General features: G+C 36.4%; 6 protein-coding genes. 3 read left to right on the top strand and 3 right to left on the bottom strand.

Annotated features, from left to right (window positions below):
• Nucleotides 1–201: 201 nt before the first annotated feature.
• Nucleotides 202–1,056, bottom strand: coding sequence for a zinc dependent phospholipase C family protein (locus AB1422_13715; GenBank protein ID MEW6620369.1), 855 nt, complete (start codon nt 1,054–1,056; stop codon nt 202–204).
• A 163-nt stretch (nt 1,057–1,219) separates the two neighbouring features.
• Here AB1422_13715 and AB1422_13710 point away from each other — a divergent pair, with 163 nt between their 5' ends.
• Nucleotides 1,220–6,217, top strand: coding sequence for a hypothetical protein (locus AB1422_13710; protein MEW6620368.1), 4,998 nt, complete (start codon nt 1,220–1,222; stop codon nt 6,215–6,217).
• 8 nt (nt 6,218–6,225) lie between these two features.
• On the opposite strand, the gene AB1422_13705 is transcribed toward AB1422_13710, so the two are convergent.
• Nucleotides 6,226–6,390 carry a hypothetical protein gene (locus AB1422_13705; protein ID MEW6620367.1) on the bottom strand — a complete coding sequence of 55 codons (165 nt, stop codon included), beginning with the start codon at nt 6,388–6,390 and terminating at the stop codon, nt 6,226–6,228.
• A 123-nt stretch (nt 6,391–6,513) separates the two neighbouring features.
• On the opposite strand from AB1422_13705, the gene AB1422_13700 reads away from it, so the two are divergent.
• Together AB1422_13700 and AB1422_13695 are read left to right on the top strand one after the other, a co-directional pair.
• Nucleotides 6,514–6,687, top strand: coding sequence for a hypothetical protein (locus tag AB1422_13700; GenBank protein ID MEW6620366.1), 174 nt, complete (start codon nt 6,514–6,516; stop codon nt 6,685–6,687).
• A 194-nt stretch (nt 6,688–6,881) separates the two neighbouring features.
• The gene (locus tag AB1422_13695) at nt 6,882–7,895 is read left to right on the top strand and encodes a M23 family metallopeptidase (GenBank protein ID MEW6620365.1); all 1,014 of its coding nucleotides are present in this window, start codon (nt 6,882–6,884) and stop codon (nt 7,893–7,895) included.
• 54 nt (nt 7,896–7,949) lie between these two features.
• On the opposite strand, the gene AB1422_13690 is transcribed toward AB1422_13695, so the two are convergent.
• On the bottom strand, nt 7,950–8,143 hold a 194-nt coding region (locus AB1422_13690; protein ID MEW6620364.1), incomplete at its 5' end, for a hypothetical protein.

The following is an 8,143-nucleotide window of genomic DNA, read 5'->3' as shown; positions in this document are numbered from 1 at the left end:
AATCTCTAATTCACTAATCTCTAATTCGCTTTTTGGTATGTGGAATTTGGTGTTTATTTGAGATTTGGTGCTTGGGATTTGGGATTTTTTTTACTTATCCACTCTGAATAAAGTTTTGACTAATAACTGCTATATTCCCTCTGTGTTCTCTGTAACTCTGTGGCTATATCCTGAACGGTTACGAATTACTGATAACCTCATTTACAGATACGGACAGCCAACATCGTCTTCTTTAAGAACTTCTTTTAATTTATCCAATCCCTCCTTATTCCAGGTAGGGCTATAAAGATACTCGGTTGCTGTCTTAATGAATTGAATGGCTTTTTGTTTAGCGTCTTCAAAATTACGCTCAAATTCTAAGAGATACTTCATACTAAAATTATAAGGTAAAAACACACGGAAAAAAGGTTGTTTTGCCTCCTGGATTAACCACCAGATAAGAAGTCGAGTTCGGTCATAAGAAGAGATAAATGTCTTCCACTCTAATTTAAATGTCCCGCCTTCCAATTTATCAAATACCCATCGATACATCTGCATAATATCTGTATCTAATTCATATAAGTCAATCTTTAAATTAGCCTTATTCCCACCCGCAGGATAATATTTACACGCAACATAAAGGTCTTGATGAAGATAAACTCGATTAAACTTAGAATTATGTTCTTTTTGATGACTTAGTCGATGGGCAAGTGCATCACCATTTATATCCCCGGCAAGATGGGTTAAATAGCCATATAAATAGGCAGTTAGTTTCTGCCTTTTTTCTCCAGGTGTAAGATTCATTAAATAATCTATCATGCCATAGACAAATTGTGTAAATTGTTCTCCATGAAGTTTTTTAAAAAGGTTACCTTTAAAAATATTTGGTCCAATTGCCCCTAATGTGGCATAAAGTAAGAATGTAGTTGATATGGAGGCGAATTCAGACCCTAATGCTCTCATTGTTTGAGTCATAAGCTCGATGTGTGTAAGCAGACCATAAGAAAAGACTAATTGAGGATAAGTTATCTGAAATATTAATGATAGGATAAGGATAAATGATATTTTAAACATCATTCTGAGTTTATTATACCTTTTGGAATAAAATTAGTCAAGAAAAAAATTGAAGGCTAAAATATTTTTCTTGACTTTTCTTAAAATTTATGTTAATGTAAAAAAGTAAAATTTTAGTTTTTTACAAAAAATGTCGATAAATATTGTAAGGAGGTAGAGTGTCAATATGAAAGGGAGAAGTAAAGTTTTTTACTGGGTAACCTTTTTATCACTAACTATTGCATCTTTGGTTTATGGAAAAGAAGCAACAATTAATACTAATGTTACGCCGTCAATTATTTCTGTAGGAAATATTTTTGGTGACTGGCGGGGTCTGTTGGAAATACCTATTTGGGCCAATGCCGGTGCCTCACTGGCGGAAGATACGACATTGGTATTGAAAGAGGATATAGATTCATTTCGATTTAAGGTTGATTGGCGAGGAAATAATACATCAGGCCTGGATGAAAAAGCAATTGTGATTATCAAATTAGAAAAGGAATCTTATCCTTATTCTGGCAAATGGGAATTACTTTATGAAAAGGCAGAGGAAATCGTCTCTAATCGTAAAAGCGTAGATTTGCGCGAATTCATTACCCCAATGGTCGTTCAAAAAGACCCTGAGGTAAGATATAAGTTTGTGACCAGAGTTGACCTGCCTATTGGTCCTTCAAGTGGAGAAAAGGTTGCTTTTGTTATGGTGCGGTATTTATCCGGTTCGAGTTATACCTATCTTCCATACCTACCACTTACTATTTTACACGACCCCAATGGTGATAAGAGCTACACGGGAATTATTTCCCGGACCGCAATTGAGCATACATTAGGACTTAAAATAGGCAATTTCGCTGCCCTCGCAGATGTTCAACCCGACCTTTCTTTACAAGGAACTAATGCCAAACTTGAAGTTCAAGCCTTATCCCGTAATTCTATTAGACTAATTTACACCCCCTTGACGGATTTGAAATCAGAATTAAACTCTTCTGAGTTAAGCCTGATTGGTCCTGGACTTGGAGATATTTATGTTATCGCTAAAAATTTACCTATAAAACTTGTTTTTTCTAAAACTAAAAAGGGTGTAGAATTATATTTCAGTATCGTCTCACCGCAAGAGGCTGGTCTTCCTCCAGATAAGGGATTTGATATTATTACTATTCCATCTGCTGTTTTACGCTCTTATGAAGATGGACGACCAATATTTGGTCGCTGGATTGAACTTGGTATAACTCCGGAGATACGAACAGAATTAATCGAAAAAAATATAGGCTGGGATAATAAAATCAGTAGTGAAGAAATGGGAAAAGTCATAGATGTAGGTATGGCATATTTGAATGCAAAGGAAAAGACAACAAGATTTAATTATAGACAACAACCACTTTTACCCACTACATTAAATGTTAGTATGGAAATAGACCCGTCATTTACACGAGGGGCAAATATCCTTACCGAACGCGGGAAAACGCAAAGCCAGATATTACTCAATACTGAAATGCAAGGTGAAGTAGTTCCAGGTAAAAATCTCCTCGTAGAACTTGAAGATAAAGACCGACAACTCACCCCGGGCGATTTCTTTACCTACCATGTTTATGTTGACCGCCAATTTGGTTCTTTATTATTTATAACCGAAGATGACAAAACCAAACCGGCTGATTTGTCATCACTTCGTTGTCGAAGTCTCTCTTCTTATCCTCGTGAATATTGGACTGGAAAATTCGAGGTGAAAGAAATAGTCGTTGCAGAACTTCCAAAGGTTTTACCTCCACAAAAACCAGTCGAGGAAAAGCCGAAAATCGTCGAAGAGGTCAAACCTCCAAAACCACCTGTGCCTGAAAAACCAAAGGAAGTAAAACTACCTGAAATTCCAAAGATTGAAATTCCACCAATAGTAAAGGAAGTCCAGCCAAAAGAAGAAGTCATTGCCAAAGTTCCAGAGAAACCAGTTGTCGAGGAAAAGCCGAAAATCGTCGAAGAGGTCAAACCTCCAAAACCACCTGTGCCTGAAAAACCAAAGGAAGTAAAACTACCCGAAATTCCAAAGATTGAAATTCCACCAATAGTAAAGGAAATAAAGCCAAAAGAAGAAGTCATTGCCAAAGTTCCAGAGAAACCAGTTATCGAGGAAAAGCCGAAAATCGTCGAAGAGGTCAAACCTCCAAAACCACCTGTGCCTGAAAAACCAAAGGAAGTAAAACTACCTGAAATTCCAAAGGTTGAAATTCCACCAATAGTAAAGGAAGTCCAGCCAAAAGAAGAAGTCATTGCCAAAGTTCCAGAGAAACCAGTTGTCGAGGAAAAGCCGAAAATCGTCGAAGAGGTCAAGCCTCCAAAACCACCTGTGCCTGAAAAACCAAAGGAGGTAAAAGTACCTGAAATTCCAAAGGTTGAAATTCCACCAATAGTAAAGGAAGTCCAGCCAAAAGAAGAAGTCATTGCCAAAGTTCCAGAGAAACCAGTTGTCGAGGAGAAGCCGAAAGTCGTCGAAGAGGTCAAACCTTCAAAACCACCTGTGCCTGAAAAACCAAAGGAAGTAAAACTACCCGAAATCCCAAAGGTTGAAATTCCACCAATAGTAAAGGAAGTCCAGCCAAAAGAAGAAGTCATTGCCAAAGTTCCAGAGAAACCAGTTATCGAGGAAAAGCCTAAAATCGTCGAAGAGGTCAAGCCTCCAAAACCACCAGTTGAATTACCTCAAATAGTAGAAAAACCAAAACTCCCTCCAAAAAGAGCAGGCAGAATAATACCCAAGCTACTTACTAACCCTGATTTTTCACTTGATTTAAAATATTGGGATAAGATTGAGACCCCGGGAGGGAAAAAGATACTCCAGGTTATTTTTGATACCAAACAGTATCCAAAGGTATTTGAATATAAAAGAATTGGCATGGTAAAGGAAAAAGGGGAATTAGGGATAAGTCAATCATTAAATATGGATATTTCTAATTGTAACTCATTAATAATTGGTGCGGATGTTAAACTTATTTTTTCATCATTGGCGAGTGATGAGGACAAATTATATCCGGTAATGATTGAATTAGAATATAAAGATGCACAAGGAAATGTTAATGTTTGGAAACATGGTTTTCTTTATGATGAACCTTATAAAGAAAGCACACTTAACTATCCGGACATAGGTGAGAAGATACCTAAAAATCAATGGTATTCATATTCATCCCCAAATTTGGTGGAGATATTATCTCCTCAACCTCAGATACTTACAAATTTGAAGATATATGGTGCCGGAATAGGATTCAAAGCGAGAATTGATAATGTGAACCTCGCTGTTGAAGAGGGTGAACGACCAGTAGAAGAACCATCTGTAGTTATTGCCGAGTTACCACCTGCACCACCAAAAGAAGAAATAAAGGTTAAAGTTCCAAAGCCAGTAGAGGTAAAACCACCAGTGCCAAAAGAGCTGCCAAAACCTGAAATACCAGTTAAATTACCTGAGTTACCACCTGCACCACCAAAAGAAGAAATAAAGGTTGAAGTTCCAAAGCCAGTAGAGGTAAAACCACCAGTGCCAAAAGAGGTGCCAAAACCTGAAATACCAGTTAAACTACCTGAATTACCACCTGCACCACCAAAAGAAGAAATAAAGGTTGAAGTTCCAAAGCCAGTAGAGGTAAAACCACCAGTGCCAAAAGAGGTGCCAAAACCTGAAATACCAGTTAAATTACCTGAGTTACCACCTGCACCACCAAAAGAAGAAATAAAGGTTGAAGTTCCAAAGCCGGTAGAGGTAAAACCACCAGTGCCAAAAGAGGTGCCAAAACCTGAAATACCAGTTAAATTACCTGAGTTTCCACCTGTACCACCACCAAAAGTAGAGGAGATTATTAAACCCGCTGTTCCAGAAGAAGCACCGCCGGCAAAACCAGAAATTAAAATTGCCAAAGTTATACCTGAAGAAAAAATAACATTACCTCCAAAAATAGAAGAAATACTTCCAAAACTCACTAATCCTGATTTTAAAAAGGGATTAGACCATTGGCAGAAATTTGAGATAGGCTATGGAAAGAAAGAAATAGATGTGATTAAAGAAAGTGAAAACTATCCAGAGGTTTTAGAATTCAACCGAACCAAAGCAGGAAGAGAAAAGGGAGAATTAGGGATAAAACAACGGTTAAATATGGATATTTCTGAATATGTGTATGTAGTTGTGAAGGCAGATATTAAGGTTATCAATGCCTCTTTAGCAAATGATGGGATTGAAGGTGGAGATTACCCGATGACGATTGAATTGGAATATGCGGATGCACTGGGGGAGATTAAATCATTTAAACATGGTTTTCTGTATCGAAAACAGATTAATTATCCCAAAATTGGCGAGTGTATCACTAAAAATAAATGGTATTCTTATACATCTCCTAACTTAATAGACCTTCTTACTCCAAAACCAAGAGTAATCAAAGGGGTAAAGATATATGGTTCTGGGCTGGCATTTGAGAGTCGGCTTGCCAATCTTCAATTAGTTTGTGAACAAACATTACCAGTTGTGCCAGAACCACCAGTAGCAATTGCCGTCGCACCAGAAATTCCCAAAAAAGAGGTGCCGATAACAGAAGAGGTAAAAATGCCTGAAATAATAGCAGAACGACCAAAAAAGATACCTGTAGAAAAGAAAGAAATACCTGCTCCTCCAACACAACCAACAAAATTATTAACCAATGGTGATTTTACAATTGGTTTAAGTAATTGGGAAAAGATAGAAATAGGTAAAGGGCTAAATAAAATATCTGTAATGAAGGATAGTGATAGTTATCCAAATGCCTTTGAATTTACAAGAGTATCAACCGAAGAAGGGAAATTAGGCATCAGCCAATCAGTGTGGATGCCTATATCTACTTTTATATCTTTGGTATTAATGGCAGATATAAAGGTTATTTATTCCTCATTTTTTGGTGATAAGTTTGTTGAAAGCAGTTATCCGCTCATTTTAGAATTAGAATATATGGATATAGAAAACAAGACCCACATCTGGCGAAAAGGATTTAAGTACCAGGGCAAAATAACCGCACCAGAATTAGAAGAAATCGTCAAAGAAAAGACCTGGCAGACATTTGTCTCGACTAATCTTATAAAACAACTCTCTCCCAAACCAGTTGTGATTACAAAGATAAATATCTATGGTAGTGGTTGGGGATTCTGGGGTAGAGTGACTAATATTAAATTAATTGGGGAATAAGTAACACTTTAGCCATGTGAAGGTGTAAATAAGGCGTAACCGTTCAGGCTATATATCAAAAGTGTAAGAAAGGGGATAAGGAGATAAGAGTGATATGGAGATAAGATAATAGAAATAGATTGAAATTTATAGAAATAGGTAGAAATTGATTGTGGAAAACAACAAATTTCCATAAATTTCTATTAATTTCAATTTTTTTAATAATATCTCCCTATCTCCTTAATCTCCACATCTCCTTTTGTTACACCACCTGAACGCTTACAATAAGGGAAAATGGAAAAACCGGGAAAAAGGGAATGGGATTAGATTTATTTATCATTGTTAGTTTTTTATTCCTGGTAATGGTGGGAATACATATATTTTGTAATCCTATAAATAGAAAGAGGGGAGAAGAAGCATCAGATGAAGAAACAAGGATGTCGTTGAAAAGACCGTATGCTGCCCGCAGGAAAAAATATAAAAAAATTTAAAAATTAATACCTCAATATTTAGCGTGTTAAGTTTCTATCCAACTCAATATATTGTAAAGTTATGATTTTTTGATAGTTTAGTCTTGATGATTGACAAAAAAAACACTTGACAAATTTTATTTATTGGCGTATAATATAGAATGCTTCTCTTATAAAGATTTCTCCAAATTTAAAAAAAAGGAAAAAGATGAACAATGTTTATTATGGAAGCAAAAAGGAAAAATAGAAAAAGGAGGGAGGGGAAACATATAGAGAGGAGTGTATTAATTTTTATTGCACTATTAATTACTTTTTTACCTTCACTCTATAAAAATCAAATATTAGCCAATACTCAATCCAGCCTAAAAATAGAAAGTGATTTACTTTTGACAACATTCATTCCTCAAGTCTCCTATCAAATTTGTAAAGTTAAGGATTATAATAAAGCAGGCATAGGTGGCATAGAAGTTGAAGAACCTTCTTTTGAAACTATGCTTTATACAGTGCGTCCGGGGGATACCCTGTCAGAAATAGCACACAAACAAGGACTAAAGATAGATACAATTGTGAGTGCCAATCGGAATATTAAAGGAATAGCATCACTGCGAGCGGGGCAAAAACTACGACTTCCTAATCAAGACGGCGTATTTCATAAGGTTGGGAAAGGAGAAACGATAAGTAATATCTCAACTACTTATAAAATAAGCACGGAAAAGATTCTTGATGCTAACGATATTTCGAAACCTAAAGACCTTATGGCAGGAAAAGAGATATTTATCCCGGGCGCAAAATTATTACCAGCAACAAAAGAATATATTGTTGGTGGAATGGGATTTATTCGACCAATTAAGGGTGGTTGGTTTTCAAGTGGCTATGGATACCGTCGTGACCCGTTTAATGGGCAGATACGATTTCATACAGGTGTTGACATTGGCAGTTATCAGGGCACACCAATTATGGCGGCTAAGAGTGGTGAGGTAATTAATAGTGGTTGGATAACGGGTTATGGAAATATCGTGATAATCAAACATTCAGGTGGCTATGTCACAAAATATGCCCATAACTCAAAAAATCTGGTTTCTAAGGGGATGTATGTCCGACAGGGAGAAGTGATTGCATTAGTTGGAAGCACAGGAAGAAGTGAAGGTTCTCATCTCCATTTTGAAATCTGCAAAAATGGTTATCCCGTCAATCCTGCTTCCTTTATTTCACTCCCTTATTCTCGATAATGTAACCGTTCAGGTAGTCCTTTACCGCAGAGACGCAGAGACGCAGAGAAAAAATTAAAATCTATTCACCAGAAACAGAAATTTCCTTTTTTTGTGCATTTTGGGTCTTTCGTTGTTTATTAATCTGTAACCGTTCAGGCTATATATCAAAAGTGTAAGAAAGGGGATAAGGAGATAAGAGTGATATGGAGATAAGATAATAGAAATAGATTGAAATTTATAGAAATAGGTAGAAATTGATTGTGGAA

The organism is bacterium, from assembly GCA_040757115.1.
Lineage (GTDB): Bacteria > UBA9089 > CG2-30-40-21 > CG2-30-40-21 > SBAY01 > JBFLXS01.
Note: the sequence above shows the minus strand (reverse complement) of the source record. Positions and strands in the feature narration are given on the sequence as shown.

Coding starts and splice junctions, on each gene's coding strand:
- AB1422_13715 (MEW6620369.1), bottom strand. CDS start 1,056: ATGATGTTTAAAATATCATTTATCCTTATCCTATCATTAATATTTCAG.
- AB1422_13710 (MEW6620368.1), top strand. CDS start 1,220: ATGAAAGGGAGAAGTAAAGTTTTTTACTGGGTAACCTTTTTATCACTA.
- AB1422_13705 (MEW6620367.1), bottom strand. CDS start 6,390: ATGGAAATTTGTTGTTTTCCACAATCAATTTCTACCTATTTCTATAAA.
- AB1422_13700 (MEW6620366.1), top strand. CDS start 6,514: ATGGGATTAGATTTATTTATCATTGTTAGTTTTTTATTCCTGGTAATG.
- AB1422_13695 (MEW6620365.1), top strand. CDS start 6,882: ATGTTTATTATGGAAGCAAAAAGGAAAAATAGAAAAAGGAGGGAGGGG.